The organism is Paenibacillus hubeiensis, assembly GCF_032334105.1.
In the GTDB taxonomy this organism is placed as follows: Bacteria; Bacillota; Bacilli; order Paenibacillales; family Paenibacillaceae; genus Paenibacillus; species Paenibacillus hubeiensis.
On record NZ_JAVYAE020000007.1, the window covers coordinates 13,104 to 30,158 of the forward strand.

Below are 17,055 nucleotides of genomic sequence, written 5' to 3' on the forward strand. Positions count from 1 at the left end.
GATGTCATTTTCGATGGAGATTCCGAGCACGAAGGAGATTCAGGCAGTCATTGAGGAGCAGGTGAAACCCGTGCCGGCCGAGGTGGCGGAGCTGCAGCAGATAGCAAGTGCCAACGTGGAGGCGATCATGGCCCTCGATTTCGATTCGCTGGAGAAACGCCAGGAAATTTTGCAGTCGATCGAAGGGTTCGGCATGAAAACGATGAGCAGCTCTTCCGAGAAAAACGCGTTGCTTCAAGTCTCCGTCGGACACCTGTCCAAGACGGGAGACGAGGGCGGGACGGTCGCCAAAGGCTTGACCGAGCTGCACATGCAGCTGAAAGACCTCGACCCCAGCGCGGTCGACTTTGCCAAGAGCGGATTCCTTGGCAAATTGTTTAACCCGCTGCGGGCCTACTTCCTGAAGTTCCAGAAGGCGGATGCCGTCATTGCGGACATCGTCGTCTCCCTGGACAAAGGCCGGGCGACGCTGCGCAACGACAATACGACGCTGGAGCTGGAACAGCAGACGCTGCGGGAACTGACGAAGAAGCTGCAAAAGGAAATCCAGCTCGGCGTGCTGATGGACGAATCGATCGATGGTCAGATCGAGGCGGCCAAAATCCGCGGCGAAGACCCGGAGAAGGTGCGTTTCATCACCGAGGAAGTGCTGTTCCCGCTGCGCCAGCGGGTGATGGATTTGCAGCAGATGCTGGTGGTCAACCAGCAGGGCATCATGGCGATCGAAGTCGTGATTCGCAACAATCGCGAGCTGATCCGGGGCGTGGATCGAGCGAAAAACGTGACCATCTCGGCATTGAAGATCGCCGTAACGGTAGCGAGCGCGTTATATAACCAGAAAATCGTGCTGCAAAAGATCGAGCTGCTGAATCAGACCACGAACGACCTGATCGCAGGTACGTCCAAGATGCTGAAGGAGCAAGGGATCGCGATCCAGAAGCAGGCCTACAATGCCAGCATTTCGGTGGATACGATGAAGCAGGCCTTCACCGACGTGCTGAGCGCGCTCGACTCGATCAGCCAGTATAAGCAGGAAGCGCTGCCGCGGATGCGCGAGACGATCGACCAGTTCCGCGAACTGGCCGACACGGGGGAGAAGCAGATCCAGCGGCTGGAGAAAGGCCAGAAGCTCGGCTTGTAGTACGTTTAAGAAGCACGGCCCTGGACGATGAATGTGTTGATTTCGAACCTCGAATGCAAAATAATTTCACGTTCGGCATAACGATATTCCGGAGACGGCCCTTTGCGTGGGCCGTTTTCATTCCCACCCCATATACAAAATTACCCAAGGGGATTACAATGAATGAAGCTCCTGCAGGAGCGGAGCAGTCGACTTTTTTACATCATGAGCTGGAGGAATACGAATGAGGAGTTACAAGCTGTTTGCCCTGCTGGTGGGCATCTCCGTGGTTGTCAGCGGTTGTGGAGGGATCGAAATCACGATTAAGGAGGAAGGGGGCGGTACAAAGGCGGAAGAGGCTTCTCCGACGACGGTTCAGCAAGAGCCGATCAGCGGTGGGAAACAGCCCGAAGCAGCGCCTGAAACGACGGTTAAGCTGGCAGACGACAATGCGGCCAAGCCGAAGGAAGCAGATTCCGGAAACGTAGAGAAACCAAAGGAAGAAGCAAGCTATGCCGTAGAGGAAACGTCGGCCGAGCAGAGCATCGACTATATGAAGCCGACCTCTTCGGAAATCAATATGCGCGTAGCGCCGAGCATTCACGGACGTTCGGTAAAAGTGCTGTACAAAGACGAGGAAGTTGTATATTTGCATCGCAAAAATTACGATCCGACGGATGGCCGCACCTGGTATCAGGTAAGCACTGCCGACGGAAGCATCGGCTGGGTGAGCAGCAAAGTCGTCATGCAGTCGGATGGCCGTTATTACGAAGGCGACACATCGGTATGGAACGAGGCAGAGTATTTGACCGTAACGGTGGCGCATGCCAATATGCGCGAAGTGCCTTCGATCAACGGGGCTGCCGTAGCCGTCGTGGACAAGGGCGACCGTTTGGAACATTGGGGCGGCTCCGTGTATGATCCGACGGATGGACGCACTTGGTACGAAGTATGGACAAGCGGCGGAAAGTACGGATGGATCAGCGGCAAAGTCATCGACCGGTAGGAATCCGACATTACATATCATAGATGCCACAGACGGTTGAGCAGAGCATACTTTGCATCAACCGTTTTGTTTTGGACTTAACAACAAGTTCGAGGAGCTGCAAGAAAGAAATGCACGGTTAAGCTTCAGGGGACTTCATGTGTATAATTTTGAACAGCTCGTTTGCCATGTATTCGGGCGTGTGCCTGAAATCCTGGCGAATCCATTCAAGGATCATGCCGAAGATGGCATGCGACTGATAACTGGCCAGCAGCTCATGATTGATGTGATCCGGGAAAATGTCGTTGAGATCCTGCAGGGCAAGATCGCGCAGCACATTGCAGATCATCTCTTGAAAATGGGATGAAGCATCCGATTTCACGACAAGGGTATAGAAGGGCGCATGTTGGTGAACATGCTTAAAGATGGTGATGGCCGAAGACGGCATGGCATGGACTTGAAAGGCATCTTTGTCCCGATACGGCTCGCGAAAGGAAGTGACCAGATCCTGAACGACATCCTCGATCAGCTCGTTGAACAGATCCTCCTTATACTGATAATGTCTGTAGAAGGTGCCGCGATTCAGGTCCGCGAGCTGCACGATGTCCGTAATGGAAATTTCCTTGAAAGGTTTCTTTTGCATCAGAGCGATCAAGGCGTCCTTGAGGGCGGCCTTCGATTTTTTGATTCGGCGGTCCTGTGCCGGGAGATCAGACATAGTGCATGCTCCTTTCAACCGTTTTTTTGACGACGGATTGTAATATGAAGTGCGACACCTACTGGAAATAAATAAAAAAGGGCCCAAGGCCGGATTCGTGTAGAATGAAGGTTCCTACACCACATTCACACAAGGAGAATCCACCATGAGCTACACACATCTTAGCATAATTGAGCGTAGCAAGCTAGAAATCCTCCACCAGCAGGGGAAAAGTACCAGAGCGATTGCCAAGGAACTTGGCAGACATCATGCCACCATTGGTCGGGAACTCCGCCGAAATACAGCAGAACACTCGTACTGCGCGGAAAACGCTCAAGAGAGCTATGTCCAGCGCCGTAAGGCGTCAGTTCCCGGAGGTAAGTGGAATCTAAAACTGGCGAGTCGCATCGAAGAAAAGCTTCAGGCGACCTGGTCTCCAGAGCAGATCGTAGGGCGATTGCGTCAGGAGGGTCAAGCAATGGTATGTTTTAAAACGATCTATCGTTGGCTGTATACAGGCCGTCTGGTGAAAGGTGCACTTGCCGTCCTCAGGCACAAAGGTAAGCGGCAGAAGCCAGCAGAGACACGCGGCAAGTTTGCTGTGGGCAAGTCGATCTCTCAGCGTCCGAAAGAGGTGCGTAACCGGGAAACCTTCGGCCATTGGGAGCTTGATACGGTGGTCTCGGGCCGTGGGAAAAGCAAGGGCTGCGTAGCTACGTTCATCGAACGCAAGACTCGCCTGTACACTGGGATTCGTATGCCTGACCGTACCGCGTTGTCCATGGAGATTGCCTTTGGTGTAGCGGCCTCACAGTATCCTGCCCCTGTATTTCAAACCGCTACTGCAGACCGAGGCAAGGAGTTTGCCTGTTACACCAGCCTGGAAGCCATTCATGGGGTGCAGGTGTATTTCGCAGATCCGTATTCCTCTTGGCAACGCGGCTCGAATGAAAATGCCAATGGCCTCTTGCGAGAGTTTTTCCCCAAGGGGACGGATTTCGCCCAAATCACGGATGAAGCTCTAGAAAACGCTCTGCACTCGATTAATCACAGACCACGTAAATGTCTGGACTGGAGAACCGCTCACGAATCCTTTTCAGAGGAACTGTCGCACTTGGCTTGACAATCCGTCTGACGAAAAAGTACAATATGGGCACCATATGTTCGATAACGTACATTCCGGCCCTCGTTTACTGATTGAATGGCTTAGCCATGACTTATTATACTAAAGACAAGAGTTAATGAACATTTGTTTGTTAACTTTATGTAAACGAATACAGGGAGGAAGATCCATATGAGACTTGAACATAAAGTAGCGGTAGTTACTGGCGCAGGATCGGGCATGGGCAAAGCGATTGCGACATTGTATGCGCAGGAAGGCGCCAAAGTGGTCGTGTCGGATATCAATGAAGGCACTGCTCAAGCGGTGGTTGACGATATCAAGGCCAGCGGCGGCGAAGCGATCGTGGTTGTAGCCAACGTAGCGCAGGAAGACGACATCCAGAGGCTGATCGATACCGCGGTGAGCACGTACGGTACGGTGGACATTCTGGTTAACAATGCGGGCATCATGGACGGCATGGAGCCAGCCGGGGAAATCACCGACGAGCAGTGGGATCGCGTCTTCGCGATCAACACAACCAGCGTAATGCGCGCAACGCGCAAAGTGCTGCCGATTTTCCTGGAGAAACAAAAAGGAGTGATCGTTAACGTCGCATCCGCAGGCGGGCTGTTTGGCGGTCGTGCAGGCGCGGCTTATACGGCTTCCAAACACGCGGTGGTCGGTTTTACGAAAAATACGGGATACATGTACGCTCCCCAAGGCATTCGCTGCAATGCGATTGCACCGGGCGGCGTAGAAACGAATATCAGCGCTTCGATGAAAAGCTTCAGCCCGTTCGGCGGAGGCCGCCAGCAGCTCGGCATGGCCATCAACCCGCGCTTGGGCAAGAGCGAAGAAATCGCGCAGGTGGCTTTGTTCCTCGGATCGGACGAATCCAGCTTCGTGAACGGCACCGTGGTCACTGCGGACGCAGGATGGACTTCGTATTAAGTTTTGGTTGGGCAAGGGCTGTTTCGCGTAAATGCGCACAGGCTGTGCCGGTGATGGATTAGCTCATGGTGCTGGTGACTGAACAGGCTGCATAACGGATGATTGAATAACCTGTATGTTAGAACGAAGCGACTTCCGCCGACGGGTTTGCAATTGGCGGGAGCGCTTCTTTTTTGTGCGATGAAGCTGGCTGCAGCGTGTTAAAGCAAGCTGCTGATGATCTAACGAACATAGCGCACTTTATTCGGGCATGTATGAGGCTAATCCCCGGCTAACGAACATGAGCAGTCTTATTCGGGTGAAGATCGCCGGCAGAAGCACGTTTTTGAACCAATAACGTGCCTCAGGTTCATTACATTTTCAAACATGCAAAATGGTCTCCGATACCGTGTCTGAGGTTCGTTACAGTTTCACCCTGAGAGAATTCAAGCTTGCGTAACGCACACCTGTGACAAATAACGGGCTTCAGTTTCCTCCCAGCACCATTCTTGCTGTTTTGTATGGCGCCATTCATTTCGCTCCATGTTGAAACGACGCCAACGAAAAACCCGCCTGCATGCAGACGGGTTTTTCCATTCAGTCCTGTATGGATTACAGATCGAATCCCAATTTGTTGGCATATTTGATGAATTCCTGGTTGGATTGCTCGATCAGTTTGGCACCTGCGGCCAATTTGTCGTTGCCTTGTTTCAATTGGGTGCTGTTCACTTTCGTTTTGGAAACGGACTGTTTGAACAACTGATATGCTTCAAGCTGCGTGTAGCTGCCTTTGACCAGTTTGGCATGGATTTTTTGCAGCTCGGCGTTCTTCGGTTTGATCAATTTCAGCTTGGACACATACTTTGTATAGTTAGGAATGGCCGTATTGTTCAACTTGAGGAAAATGGATTTGCGGTTGGCCGAAGTAATGGTCATTCCGCCTTTGAAGGAATTGAACGCTCTTTCCTCGTATACGGCAGCCGCTTCCAATTGATCGATATAGTCGAGCAGGTCGGCTTCGTCCGCCGTAAATTCAGGTTCATCTGCAGAAGTATCTTCCCCTGCGGTATCCTCAGTCACTGCGCTGTTCTCATCGTAGTAAACAGGAGTGGTGTCGCTTGCTGCAGAAACGGAAGCTCCGGTTGGAAGCACTGCGCCGCCCAGCAAAGCAAAGCTCATCATCAAAGAAAGCAACCAAGATTTTTTCACGATTGTAATTCCCCTTATCTATATATGTGATTATTTTCTATTACATAAACTAACATGAGATCACAAAATATGACAGGAATTGATTGCCAATCGCCTTCATAAATTTTCCTTGTTTACGGTATAAATACGAATCCGAATGCCTTGCAATGATGAGAAGGAGGGCGGAAACCGGAATTATTAGGTATAAGGTTGGGCAAATATATTGATTTATGAACATCCGTTCCCGATCAGAATGATGAAATTAGTCCCAAAATCTTCGCTTTATATGAAAAAAGCACTGATTTTCCATTTACGTGAGTTCTTTTATATACCAGGCATCGCATGCATTATGCTCGGACTCCTCCAAGCCTTGCTCCAAAGGTCGGAAACCGTACTTCACGTACAGGGCGTTCGCCGCCTCCAGTTTGTCGAAGGTTTCCAGATAGCAGTAACGGTAATGCGCTGCGGCAAAGTCCAATGCAGCGTTCATCAGTTGTTTGGACAGCCCTTTGCCTTGGGCTTGAGGAGAGAGGTACAGCTTCTGCAGTTCGCAAATTTCCGGATTTTGGCCGAACGGGCCGATGCCGACGCCGCCTGTGACCTCGCCCTGATCCGTAACGAGCACCCAATATTTGGCCAGCGGGATTCGTTCGTAATATTGTGCCAGGCTGCCAAGCTGTGGGTCAAAATAGGCGGTTCCGGGGATGTTCAATCCGAAGGATTCCAGCGAACGTTTGATGATCTGCTCCATGGCCCGGTTATCTTGTTCTTCAATCTCGCGTATGTGCATCGTTTCATCCCTCGCATCTGTTGTAATCATGGCCAAGTGCATGTGTCTGTGCGGCTTCATGTTTAAGGATTTTATTCTACTGCCGGCCATCCCCTCAGTCAATCGCGGAGGGGAGATTTACAGCTTTTCGTGATTCAATGCACTATTGTCAAAAAAACTTTGTTTATTGCCCCTACAAAGTTCGTTCTAGTGGTATAATCGGTACGAGCAGCAAGATTTCCGAACATGGAATGGTTCATTCTCGGTGCAGTAAAAGTATATTTATGTAAACGTAACCATAACAACTTCAGGGAAGTGAGAATTCACGATGAACCAAAGAACCCTTTTTAATGATGGATGGCAATTCGCCAAAAGCAGCTTGGCAGTCACGGAGCCGGCAGGACTGGTGTTCGAGCAGGTAGAGCTTCCGCACGACTGGCTGATTTACGATTCGCAGAATCTGTATGAGGACAGCATCGGCTGGTACCGCAAAACGTTCCAACACAAAGATGAAGGGAAGCAATTGCTGCTTTGCTTTGACGGGGTGTATATGGATTCTTCCGTATATGTGAACGGACAGCTTGTGGGCGAATGGAAATACGGTTATTCCGCGTTTGAGCATGAAATCACAGAGGCGCTTGTAGAGGGCGACAACGAAATTGTCGTCAAAGTCGTTCATCAGAGCCCGAACAGCCGCTGGTACTCCGGTGCAGGCATTTACCGCAACGTCTGGTTGAAAACGCGTGACCGCAACCATGTCGAGAGCCACGGCATTTATGTCTCGATCCGCAAACAGGAAGAGGACTGGCGCGTCGAAGTCGACACGGACGTGAACCTGCATCAGGATGCGGAGCTGACGCATAGGATTGTGCGGGACGGACAGGTCGTGGCGACAAGCAGCGCAGCCATCTCCGTTCAAGCCGGGGAGGCGGGAGCACGGAAAAATGAGCAGCAGCTGACCGTAGAGCAGCCCGAGCTGTGGAGCACGGAGCAGCCGAACTTGTATCAACTCGTGACGGAGCTGCGTTTGACGGATAACGGCAATGATGGCCATTTGATCGAATCGATCACGCAAAACATCGGCTTCCGCGAAATTTCGATGGACCCGAACGACGGTTTCCGCCTGAACGGCGTCAAAATGAAAATGAACGGCGTGTGCGAGCACCACGATCTCGGCGCGCTGGGCGCGGCATTCAACCTGACGGCATTGCGCCGCAGATTCAAGCTGCTGCAGGAGATGGGCGTCAACGCGATCCGTACCTCCCATAACATGCCTGCCAAGGAGTTCATGGATCTGGCGGACGAGACGGGCATGCTCGTGGTGTCCGAGGCATTCGATATGTGGGAACGGGCGAAGACGCCGTACGACTATGCGAGATTTTTCCCGGAATGGGCGCATGCCGACGTGAAAAGCTGGGTGACGCGCGACCGTAACCATCCAAGCTTGGTGATGTGGAGCATCGGTAACGAAATCTACGATACCCATGCCGACGAGCGCGGGCAGGAAGTCACCCGCATGCTGATGGACTACGTGCTGGAATTCGATCCGAAGCAGAACGCGGGCGTAACGATCGGTTCCAACTACATGCCATGGGAAAACGCGCAGAAATGCGCCGATATCGTGAAGCTGGCCGGCTACAACTATGCCGAGAAATATTATGACCAGCATCATGCCGAGCATCCGGACTGGATCATTTACGGCAGCGAAACGGCCTCGGTCGTGCAGAGCCGCGGGGTCTATCATTTCCCGTTCGAGCAATCGATCCTTGCCGACGATGACGAGCAGTGCTCCGCGCTTGGCAACAGCACGACGAGCTGGGGGGCGAAATCGCCGGAGTTCTGCATTTTGGCCGAACGCGATACGCCGTATTCCCTTGGACAGTTCCTGTGGACCGGATTCGATTATATCGGGGAGCCGACGCCGTACCATACGAAAAACTCGTATTTCGGCCAGCTCGACACGGCAACGTTCCCGAAAGATTCCTACTATATTTATCAGTCCGCCTGGACGGATTACAAAAAAAGCCCGATGGTTCATCTGCTCCCGTATTGGGACTTCAACCCCGGGCAAATCATCGACGTACGCGTAGCAAGCAATGCGCCGAAGGTCGAGCTGCAATTGAACGGCCGCTCCATCGGCATGTTCGATATCGACCATGCGCACGGCAAACAACTGGTCGGCTGGTGGAAAGTGCCTTACGAGGAAGGCGAACTGAAAGCGATCGCTTATGACGAGCAAGGCAACGTCATTGCGACGGACGTACAGCGCTCATTCAAGGATGCCGCCAGTATTCGGCTGCAAGCGGATAAAACCGAGTTGACCGCAGACGGCAAGGACCTGATCTTCGTCGAGATCGGGGCGGACGATGCCGCAGGCCATCCGGTGCAGAACGCGAACAACCGCGTGAACGTGAACGTGACCGGCGCTGGCCGCCTGCTCGGTCTGGACAACGGCGACAGCACGGATTACGACCAGTACAAAGGCCTCAGCCGCAGATTGTTCAGCGGCAAGCTGATGGCGATCATCGGCGCGACGAACGAGGAAGGCCCGATCCGCATCGAGGTAACATCCGAAGGACTGGAGAGCGCCGTGGCCGAATTCACCGCGGTTGCGGGGCCGGAAGCAGCAGATGGTGATGTACAACGCTCGGCGGCTGCTTCGACTTTGACGAGCAACGAGGAGTATCCTGTCGTTACGGGCGCAGCCCGGGAAATTCCTTTGCGCAAAATCGAGATCATCAGCCAGGCCGGACAACAATTCGATCCTTCGACGCAGGAGATGGTGGTCCAAGCGAAGCTGTATCCGGAGAACACGTCCTACCGCGATATCGAGTGGGCGGTCGTCAACGATGCAGGCATTGAATCCAACATTGCGCGAGTCGAAGCGAACGGACTGGAAGTGAAGGTGTTTGCCCTCGGTGACGGCGAGTTCAGACTGCGGGCAACGAGCAGCAACGGCACAGACAAAACGAAGCTGATCTCCCAGCTGGAATTTAAAGCAGCGGGACTAGGAACGGCATACAAAGATCCGTACGGCTTTATCTCGGGCGGTCTATACGACGATACGAAGGGCGAAGTCGGCAACGGCAACGAACGCGGCGTGGCGACGAGCCGTGACGGCGAGACGCACGTATGCTTCCGCAACATCGATTTCGGCGCTTATGGTTCGGATACGATCACGATTCCGATCTTTGCGCTGTCGAGCGAGGAGTATTTCCTGCAAATCTGGGAAGGCATGCCGGGCGAAGAAGGCAGCGAGCTGCTGGCCGACGTCGTGTACCAGAAAGAAACGAAGTGGAACGTGTATCAAGAGGAGACGTATAAGCTGAACAAACGTCTGCAGGGCATCACGTCGATCTGTTTTGTGCTGAAGCAGAAAATCCATATCAAAGGATTCTCGTTCGAACGGCAAAGCCGGGCGTACGAGCAAAACACGGCCGCTTCCTGCGACCATCTATATGGGGATACGTTCACGATCCAGGGCGATTTCGTCGAAGGCATCGGGAACAACGTTTCGCTGGAGTTCGACGCGATGGACTTTGGCGCGGAAGGCACGTCGAAGCTGGTCATCCACGGCCATTCGCCGATCGATAAAAACACGATTCACATCCGTTTCTCCGGAGCGGACGGCCAGATGAACCAATTGGTCGAGTTCACGCAATCCGCAGGCTATGAGGAGCGCGTGTTCGAGCTGGAGAAGGTGACGGGCGTGCAGAAGGTGACGTTCATCTTCCTGCCGGGCAGCAGCTTCGATTTCGGCTGGTTCCGATTCGAGAAATAAGTGGAATGAAAACCGAACCATCCTTTCCTTTTACGGCCCGAAACCAGGTCGGGATGCTCATGGACGGTTCGTGAAGCATAACTAAAACCAAATCCCCTGTGGGGGGCGCGTAAAGCCATGTCGGCCTAGCGTCCTCACAGGGGATTTTCGCGTGGATCGGCACCGTCAGTGGGTATCGTCAATGGTCAGTATATATCGCTGTGCATCCCAATGAACGGTTAAACCAAGCGCTTCCAGCGCTTCATACGGCAATGTGGTTGCTCCGGAGTAACTGCCGACGGGCTCAGGCAAAGGAACGATTTTGTCCTTGATTTTCCCGTCAATCGTCACGTGGAGCTCTGTATCTCCCGGTCGAATCGTGGCTTTGGCGTCGCCAAGGGCAAGCGAATAATAATCGATGGAGCCATCGTTGTTGCGATGGACAGTGAAGGTAGCACCCAGGGCCGTAGCAACCGCCTTGGCTGGCAGTTGGACCGTTGTTGCAGTCGCAACCGTCGCATAGGGCGCTTCCAGCAGTTGGCCGTTGATGTAAACGTCAGTGCCAAGGGGAGCTTGGATCGGCTTATAGGCCATACCGCCCGGTGACGTTGCGGGCCCACCGGCTTCCTGATATTTATCGCCTCCCCATCCCCAGACGTTCCCGTTCGCATCCAGGGCCAGAGCATGATACGTGCCTGCCGAAATGTCGGCAATGCTGGAGAGGCCATTTACTTTCCCCTGTTTGCCAGTGGGAGTTTGTCCATAGCTGTATACCTCGCCTTTGGTCGTCAGCATTAAAGTGAATTGGGAGCTTACTTCCAGCCGGGATAATTTTAATTCCGGATGGTATGCAGTGACTTTTCCCCGTTCGTCGACATGCCACGCTTTTCCCTTCTTATCCAAGGCGTAAGAGCCTGAAACCGCGGAGATGCTGCTTAATCCCTTCACCTTCACTGGGGTAGAGGGAGATGTCTCCGGGGTGTCTGATTCTTCCCAGGTCCAGACCGTGCCGTCTTTGCGGACGGCAAAGGCTCGTGTGCCGCTTGCATCGATTGAAACGACATCGGTTAACCCCTTTACGACATGAGCTTTTGCAGCCTCGGTCCCCTGGGACGGAGTGGACCAGGAGTACACGGTACCGTCCTTGCGCAGCGCCAAGCTAAAAAAACCACTGGTTGAAATCTGTTTTGCGTCAGAAATCTGGGTAACTTGTACTGGCAGTGGAGTCCGCCCCCACTCCCAGACCGTGCCGTCTTTGCGCAGCGCAGTATGGTTTCCCCCTCCCGTCGTTGAGATCGCTATGATCCCCTCCAGTTGGGGAACGCGGATCGGACTGAAGGTATGACGGTATCGTACCTTGCCCGTCGCGCCGAGTTCTCCCCACAGGTTGCGTCCCCATGCCCAGACGGTGCCGTCGCTGCGCAGGCCAACGGAATGGTAGTGAGCCCCTTCGACGGCGGTGTAATGCAGGTTGTCTCTGGCCGTTGATGCCGCGGCTGCTTCATTCGCCGAGCTTGGAGCCGAGGATGTGGGAGCCGGCACGGCAGGCGGGATTGGCGCAGGTGTAGCGGAAGCGGCCCCGGCAGGCAGGCCGACGGATAACAGTGCCGCTGCAAGCGTTGCAGCTGTCAGGGCGCGCAGCTTGGAAGCCAGGCTCATTTCCTTTCGCTGGTTCGAGCCCGCGTCACTGGTGACGGGGAATGAAACTTGATGTTGATCCGAATGACTGGATGGATTCCTCCAGGGCATATTGTCGCCTTCTTTCATAGGGGATGATTTAGGGGATTTGCATTCTTCCTTCTAAACGTATGCAGGATGAAGAAAGTTACGGGAGTGAAGAAGCGCTCTTGGCGAGTTTTCGGATAAGAGGCATGGATCAGGCCTTGCTTTTTTTTGTGCTGCAATACGTATAAAATAGGATTATTCCAAATATTTGAAGAGTGAATCGGGAGAATGGAGGATAGAGCTATGAAATACCAGGAAGAGGTACTATGGAATCAACTTCGGGATGTGAGGGAGTTTACGGTCCACGTATGTCGGGAGATTGATCCTGCGCAGGTTCATGTCGTGCCTGGAGGTTTTAACAATTCGATCCTGTGGAACGTGGGACATATCGTGCTGGATCAGGATACGTGGTTTCACTACTTGATACACGATCAGGCGGAAGTTCCGGCGAGTTACCAGCATTTTTTTGGATATGGGACAAGCCCGGAAACATGGGCGGATGAACCGCCAGCCTGGGCAGAACTTATGGAGCAATTGATCGCTCAGCCCCGGGTACTGGAAGAGAAATTCAAGGGCCGTCTGGAGGAAACACTGCTCCGGGTGAGCGAACTGGGCATGAGCACGATCGGGGAAGTCATACCGCGCACGTTATATCATGAGTGGTACCATCTGGGCGTGATCCAATCCATGCGGAGGGTGATTGGGTCGGTCCAATGAAACGAACTTCTGGAACATTTTAGGAACCCCAAACGTTATTGTCCATGAGGTGATGTTATGGAAAAGAAGAAGACCGTTCTGATGCTTCTGCTCTTGGCGATCATGCTGCTAACGGCCTGCGTGGCCAACGTGCCTGATGCTCCCGAACCCCCTAAAACGGCTTTGCCGGCAATCACGGATCCGTATACCCCTGAGCACGCGAAGCAGAACGGCGATGTCGTTAATTTGCACGGCCAGGTGACGAACCAGGAACGGTGGGAACAATTCATGGACCAAGTCCATGCCAAACAACAGGACCAGGTTCGCGTAACGATCTATACGATCGAAGGCGATCCGATCATCTATGAACTCAATTATGATGGTACAGCTATACAGTACAGCTATGACAATACGAGGGACGCCTACGCCGGAAAAGGCCGGATCGTGAACAATGCTTGCCAGGGCATCGGCACCATGAAGGCGGAGCAGGGCGGAGAATTTTACATTCTTACTGGTTGCGAAAATGAAGACTACGCGTTTATGCTGCCAAAGTTATAGCATGTTGCGGTTGAGTTCTCCCTGTCCCTATCAGAATTCGACTAGCTTCATGCCAAGTGCTTTGGTATAGAAAACAATCGTTTCTTACGGACGAGTAAAGCGTAGGATCTATGAGACCGATGAAATGCATGTGCAAGTTATAGAGAAATGGCAGTTGGGAGGGGGAGAGACATGTTGATCCTATTTGGCAGTTCACCGCTGGATGAACGAAAGGTGGACGAAATGTATGAAGAGGAATATGCTGCCGCTGCAAAGGCTGGCTTTGAGGTAGGGCTGGTAAATCTGGAGCAGCTCATAGCGGAACAGAGTCCAGCTCGTGCTGTGAAACGGCTGCCGTCTGCAAGCGATCGGGAAGACGTGTTATATCGCGGGTGGATGCTGACACCGAAAGATTATGCCATGTTATACGAGGCGCTGTTGGCTAAAAACTTGAAGTTAATCAACCGGCCGGAGGAATATAAGCACTGTCATTACCTGCCGGAATCGTACGCAAAAATCCAGGAATATACGCCGAAGTCGACATGGCTGCCGATCGGAGAGGTAGAAGAATCGGAAGATGCCGTTCAACATGCGGTCAGCGCATTCGGTCAGCGTCCGATCATCGTAAAGGATTACGTCAAATCCCGTAAACATGAGTGGAACGAAGCGTGTTACATCCCGGATGCATCCGATGCGGAACGGGTGGCCGAAGTGGTGCGGACCTTCGTGACGCGGCAGGGCGACGACCTGAACGAAGGCCTTGTTTTCCGGGAGTTTGCGGAATTGGAGTTCCTGTCCTACCATGCTCGCAGCGGCATGCCGTTGTCGCGGGAAATGCGGGTCTTTTTCCTGAAAGGCGAGCCTGTCTTCGTCTCGAACTACTGGGAAGCCGGCGAGGACGGCGAATTTGCGGAGGTGCTGGATTCGTTTCTGGACGTGGCCCGGTCGGTGGAAAGCCGCTTTTTCACGATGGACTTCGCGAAGCGGAAGAACGGTGGCTGGATCATCATGGAGCTGGGCGACGGGCAAGTTGCCGGGCTGCCGGACGGGACGGAGCCGCAGACGTTTTATGCAAGCTTGCGCAAAGGAATGGAGAAGTAGGTCGATCGCTTTGGGGTAAAAAAAGAGATGCTGAACGAAGATGAACCATTGACGGATGTTGCACATCCAAGATTCGCTGAATCCAAGATACAATTGGCAATCCTCGGATAAGAGCACCTGGACGGGCAGACCTTAAAGGACGAAGAGCCTTATAAGGTCTTTTTTTCGTTTAACTCGGGAGATGCTGTTCTTCGTCATTTCAGCGTTATCCTCCACGCCAGTATAAGTAAAAAAAAGATCCGACCAGTAATTTTACTGGCCGGATCAGTCATGGAATAAAACCCCGATGACAACGCAAGTGAGGCTGGTTGAGTCAATTTCGGTTCATGGGATGGTCCAGTTCGGCATGCCCCATTAAACTTTCCGCTGCATTTCCGTCTACCAGCAGATCGATACTCGTCACTTCCTCGAACTGAAAAAACGTCTCCTTGAGGGAATCCAAGGCTAAGAGCTCACCGCTAGCCCCCAATGCCGCGTCTTCCGGGATATGGACATCTAAAGTCAGCACCCCTTGATCGAACGTGGATGACAGTAAATCAATCTTGTTCCACAGGGAGATGAGTTCGGTTGGATCGCTGCTTTGGAGAGCGGCAAACGTTTGGCTGTACTTATCGGAGTCGTCTTCAAACGTAATTTCCTTCGTACCTTGCTCCAGTTGAGTTAGTTGATCATCCACGTAATATACCTTGATTTCTTGAGTTTGCTTATTCTCCTGTTGCTGTTCCGCCGGTGAAGTGCTTGCAGGATTCGAGGCCTGCACCGGCCCGGAAGAGGTAGGTTTGGTGCCGCATCCTGCTGCCACCAAGCTGATTGCACAGACTACGAGTGCGAGCTGAATTCCTTTTTTCATAGAAGCACATCCTCTTGAGTTTTTCGCTGGCTTATAAGTTCAGATACTCTTTAATTCCGTCAACAATGGCTTGGGCGGCCTTGTCTTGCGTGCTCTCCGACATCATCGCTTCTTCTTCATCTTTGTTGCTTAAAAATCCGATCTCCAGAAGAACTGCGGGCATGGTGGTTTCTCGAATGACTTGAAGATTGCCATTTTTGACGCTGCGATCTTTGAACCCTAAAGCCTCGATCAAATGTTTGTGAATAATGTTTGCTAACTCTTTACTGCTTGCACGCTGGTAATAAAACGTCTCGGTACCGCTTACCTGAGGAGACCCCTTTACGCTATTTCCGTGAATGGATACAAAAACATCCGCATTAAGATCGTTAGCCAGTTTAACTCGCTCCGAACGCGTAGGATATACATCCGTTTCTCGCGTCATAATCAATTCAATGTTTGGTTCTTGCTTCAACAGGGCTTGTACCTTTAGACCTAAAGCAAGAGTGAAATTCTTCTCGGGTTTGTTCGTAAAGCTTATGGTGCCCGGGTCGCTTCCCCCGTGTCCTGGATCAATAACGACGACTTTCTTGCCATCCGTGACAGGGGGTGCAGTCGTTGGGCCGTTGACCATGCTCAAATCAAGGATGAATTTGCCTGCAACGTATTGTTGAGAATAATTAACCGCACTGACATTATTTAATTCAATGACGATTCGGACTTGAGCCGGATCATTTTTAAATAGGGAGTAACGGACCTCGGTCACATTCGGACTGTCGCTCGTATCCAATTTGCCCATCGAACCTACTGGCAGCACTTGCCCCATATTACCAAAATCCGTAGAAGGAAAATCCACAACAATCCGCTCGGGATTTTTTAACGTGGTGATGACCGGCGTCACTTCCTGATCCATAGAAACGACAAGTTGATTGTTCGCATAGTTTATTTCATGAACAAGGTTCGTTGTCCCTTCATTCCCATTACCATTCGAAGGAGAGGACGGGACGGAGGCAGTGTTGGTTAGAGTGACGATCTTTTCTTTGTTATTCCAACCGACCCGAAGCCCCATTTCTTCACTAACAAAACGTAGAGGAACAACAACCGTGTTCTTGATCATTTGGGGAGCGATGTTAAGCGTTACGTTGCTGTTCTCGACAATGGCCTCCTGTTGTCCTACGGTCAACGAAATCGCTTTGGAACCCTGTTGAATACTCACATTCTGTGTTTTTTGGTCCCAGTTCACATTGAATTTCAAATTTTCGGCAACGACGCGAATGGGAATCATGATGTTGTTTCGAACATTCACGACTTCAACGTCATTGGGCAGGGTTAGTTCCTGGCCATCCAAAATAATTTTCGTTTGATTTGCAGCTGCTTTGGTTTGAATGGGAAGTAGAAAAAGCATCAGTATACTAAACCACAATAACATAAGTATAGATTTCTTCATTTCACACCTCTGTTTTAAATTAGCTTACTATATGAACATTCGGCTGTTTGGATCGAAACATGAACAATAAACAAGCTATCAGCAATTTCTCTATTCTAAGGAATCACAGGAAAGGTTTTTTTCATAAGAAATCGAATCGTTCTAAACACGGAGCTAGGGACAGACAACA

Annotated in this window: 14 protein-coding genes; 8 read left to right on the plus strand and 6 right to left on the minus strand. The window is 52.0% G+C overall.

The genetic code is table 11. The features are described from left to right. Position 1 precedes the first annotated feature (1 nt). Together RSX24_RS18390 and RSX24_RS18395 are read left to right on the plus strand one after the other, a co-directional pair. Positions 2 to 1,141 carry a toxic anion resistance protein gene (locus RSX24_RS18390; protein WP_343261418.1) on the plus strand — a complete coding sequence of 380 codons (1,140 nt, stop codon included), beginning with the start codon at positions 2 to 4 and terminating at the stop codon, positions 1,139 to 1,141. Between the two features lie 223 nt (positions 1,142 to 1,364). Then, complete coding sequence (locus RSX24_RS18395) at positions 1,365 to 2,126, plus strand: SH3 domain-containing protein (protein WP_343261419.1); 762 nt, start codon at positions 1,365 to 1,367, stop codon at positions 2,124 to 2,126. A gap of 118 nt (positions 2,127 to 2,244) precedes the next feature. Here the strand turns inward: RSX24_RS18395 and RSX24_RS18400 are convergent, their stop codons facing one another. Beyond that, entirely contained in the window at positions 2,245 to 2,823 is a 579-nt protein-coding gene (locus RSX24_RS18400) for a TetR/AcrR family transcriptional regulator (protein WP_236421024.1), read from the minus strand. Between the two features lie 145 nt (positions 2,824 to 2,968). On the opposite strand from RSX24_RS18400, the gene RSX24_RS18405 reads away from it, so the two are divergent. Both RSX24_RS18405 and RSX24_RS18410 read left to right on the plus strand, forming a co-directional pair. Then, on the plus strand, positions 2,969 to 3,925 hold the full coding sequence (locus tag RSX24_RS18405; RefSeq protein WP_343261420.1) for an IS30 family transposase: 957 nt from the start codon (positions 2,969 to 2,971) through the stop codon (positions 3,923 to 3,925). 171 nt (positions 3,926 to 4,096) lie between these two features. Further along, entirely contained in the window at positions 4,097 to 4,855 is a 759-nt protein-coding gene (locus RSX24_RS18410; RefSeq protein WP_339276222.1) for an SDR family oxidoreductase, read from the plus strand. A 591-nt stretch (positions 4,856 to 5,446) separates the two neighbouring features. Here the strand turns inward: RSX24_RS18410 and RSX24_RS18415 are convergent. Both RSX24_RS18415 and RSX24_RS18420 read right to left on the minus strand, forming a co-directional pair. Further along, positions 5,447 to 6,043: a hypothetical protein gene (locus RSX24_RS18415; protein ID WP_236421022.1), complete on the minus strand. Its 597-nt coding sequence runs from the start codon at positions 6,041 to 6,043 to the stop codon at positions 5,447 to 5,449. A gap of 289 nt (positions 6,044 to 6,332) precedes the next feature. Next, positions 6,333 to 6,812, minus strand: coding sequence for a GNAT family N-acetyltransferase (locus RSX24_RS18420; RefSeq protein ID WP_236421021.1), 480 nt, complete (start codon positions 6,810 to 6,812; stop codon positions 6,333 to 6,335). A 307-nt stretch (positions 6,813 to 7,119) separates the two neighbouring features. On the opposite strand from RSX24_RS18420, the gene RSX24_RS18425 reads away from it, so the two are divergent. Next, entirely contained in the window at positions 7,120 to 10,572 is a 3,453-nt protein-coding gene (locus tag RSX24_RS18425) for a glycoside hydrolase family 2 TIM barrel-domain containing protein (RefSeq protein ID WP_343261421.1), read from the plus strand. Positions 10,573 to 10,737: 165 nt separating this feature from the next. Here RSX24_RS18425 and RSX24_RS18430 read toward each other — a convergent pair whose 3' ends face one another. Continuing rightward, the gene (locus RSX24_RS18430) at positions 10,738 to 12,300 is read right to left on the minus strand and encodes a stalk domain-containing protein (protein WP_343261422.1); all 1,563 of its coding nucleotides are present in this window, start codon (positions 12,298 to 12,300) and stop codon (positions 10,738 to 10,740) included. Between the two features lie 219 nt (positions 12,301 to 12,519). Between RSX24_RS18430 and RSX24_RS18435 the strand changes: the two genes are divergently transcribed. From RSX24_RS18435 to RSX24_RS18445, 3 genes are all read left to right on the plus strand, one after another. Continuing rightward, on the plus strand, positions 12,520 to 12,993 hold the full coding sequence (locus RSX24_RS18435; protein ID WP_343261423.1) for a DinB family protein: 474 nt from the start codon (positions 12,520 to 12,522) through the stop codon (positions 12,991 to 12,993). A 57-nt stretch (positions 12,994 to 13,050) separates the two neighbouring features. After that, positions 13,051 to 13,530 (plus strand): DUF4362 domain-containing protein, encoded by a 480-nt coding sequence (locus tag RSX24_RS18440; protein WP_236421017.1) that lies wholly within the window; start codon positions 13,051 to 13,053, stop codon positions 13,528 to 13,530. 171 nt (positions 13,531 to 13,701) lie between these two features. Beyond that, positions 13,702 to 14,610: an ATP-grasp domain-containing protein gene (locus RSX24_RS18445; protein ID WP_343261424.1), complete on the plus strand. Its 909-nt coding sequence runs from the start codon at positions 13,702 to 13,704 to the stop codon at positions 14,608 to 14,610. A 313-nt stretch (positions 14,611 to 14,923) separates the two neighbouring features. Here RSX24_RS18445 and RSX24_RS18450 read toward each other — a convergent pair whose 3' ends face one another. Together RSX24_RS18450 and RSX24_RS18455 are read right to left on the minus strand one after the other, a co-directional pair. Beyond that, positions 14,924 to 15,460 (minus strand): GerMN domain-containing protein, encoded by a 537-nt coding sequence (locus tag RSX24_RS18450; protein WP_343261425.1) that lies wholly within the window; start codon positions 15,458 to 15,460, stop codon positions 14,924 to 14,926. 31 nt (positions 15,461 to 15,491) lie between these two features. Continuing rightward, the gene (locus tag RSX24_RS18455) at positions 15,492 to 16,886 is read right to left on the minus strand and encodes an N-acetylmuramoyl-L-alanine amidase family protein (protein WP_343261426.1); all 1,395 of its coding nucleotides are present in this window, start codon (positions 16,884 to 16,886) and stop codon (positions 15,492 to 15,494) included. Positions 16,887 to 17,055: the final 169 nt, after the last annotated feature.